The organism is Nitrosomonas nitrosa, assembly GCF_003051105.1.
In the GTDB taxonomy this organism is placed as follows: domain Bacteria; phylum Pseudomonadota; class Gammaproteobacteria; order Burkholderiales; family Nitrosomonadaceae; genus Nitrosomonas; species Nitrosomonas nitrosa.
Genome location: NZ_QAOO01000082.1, coordinates 1 through 1,230, shown reverse-complemented (window position 1 = coordinate 1,230; position 1,230 = coordinate 1). Strand labels below are relative to the sequence as shown.

Annotated in this window: 1 protein-coding gene; it reads left to right on the top strand. The window is 48.3% G+C overall.

Annotated elements, in window-relative coordinates:
* Window positions 1–2 precede the first annotated feature (2 nt).
* Window positions 3–1,205 (top strand): ISAzo13 family transposase, encoded by a 1,203-nt coding sequence (locus tag C8R30_RS15665; RefSeq protein ID WP_107790566.1) that lies wholly within the window; start codon window positions 3–5, stop codon window positions 1,203–1,205.
* The last annotated feature ends 25 nt before the right edge of the window (window positions 1,206–1,230 follow it).

Here is a 1,230-nt window from a genome sequence, read left to right as displayed (position 1 = left end):
CAATACGAATCAGATTTAATAAACTTGCATGGACATTGGATGAGCGCATGAGGCGGTTGTTTGCTGCCGCTGAGGCTTCGGCATTAGGGAGAGGCGGCATTACAAAGGTTGCGCAGGCAACCGGTGTATCGCGCCGCGCAATTCATGTTGGATTGAGAGAATTATCTGATTTAAAAGAACCAGTTAAGAATCCACCTAAGCGAATTCGAAAGGAAGGTGCTGGCAGAAAGTCTGTCATCCAAACGGATGTTGGATTGATGTCCGCATTGGAGAAACTGGTAGAGCCCATGACACGCGGTGATCCCGAATCACCGTTGCGCTGGACATGCAAAAGCCTGCGGACGTTGGCGGGTGAATTATCGGCGAACGGACATCCGGTGAGCTATCCAGTAGTTGGAGATTTATTGCGCGAGTTGGGCTACAGTTTGCAGGCAAATCGAAAGGTTCTAGAAGGGTCGGATCATCCAGATCGTAATGCTCAATTCGAGTTTATCAACGAACAGACGACACAACAGTTAATGGCGGGCAACCCAGTTATATCGGTGGATACCAAGAAAAAGGAACTCGTCGGCGCGTATAAAAATAACGGCACGACCTGGTGTCCAGAGGGTAAGCCAGAGCAGGTCAAGGTGCATGATTTTGTCGACAAGGAGCTTGGGCGCGCAAATCCTTACGGCGTCTATGATGTGGGTAGCAATACCGGTTGGGTCAGCGTAGGAACAGATCACGATACAGCCAGTTTCGCAGTTGAAACAATTCGCCGTTGGTGGCGCACGATGGGTAGGCAGAGCTATCCTGCGGCATCAAAACTAATGATCACTGCAGACGGAGGTGGCAGCAATGGCAGTCGTGTGCGGCTTTGGAAAATGGAATTGCAGCGACTAGCCGATGAGATCAGGATTCCGATCCATGTCTCTCATCTGCCTCCCGGAACCAGCAAGTGGAATAAAATTGAACATCGCCTGTTCTCATACATTAGCATGAATTGGCGAGGTCGGCCCTTGATTAGTCATGAGGTGATCATCAATCTCATTGCGGGAACCACTACTCGGAAAGGATTGAAAGTCCACGCGGAATTAGATGACTCTTTGTATCCAACCGGTATAAAAGTGAGTGACGATGAATTTAAACAAATTCATCTCACCCGAAATATGTTCCATGGTGAATGGAACTACAGGATTGATCCACGTCCAATCGTCGGTTGATTGTTACACTTATTAATTAACGATT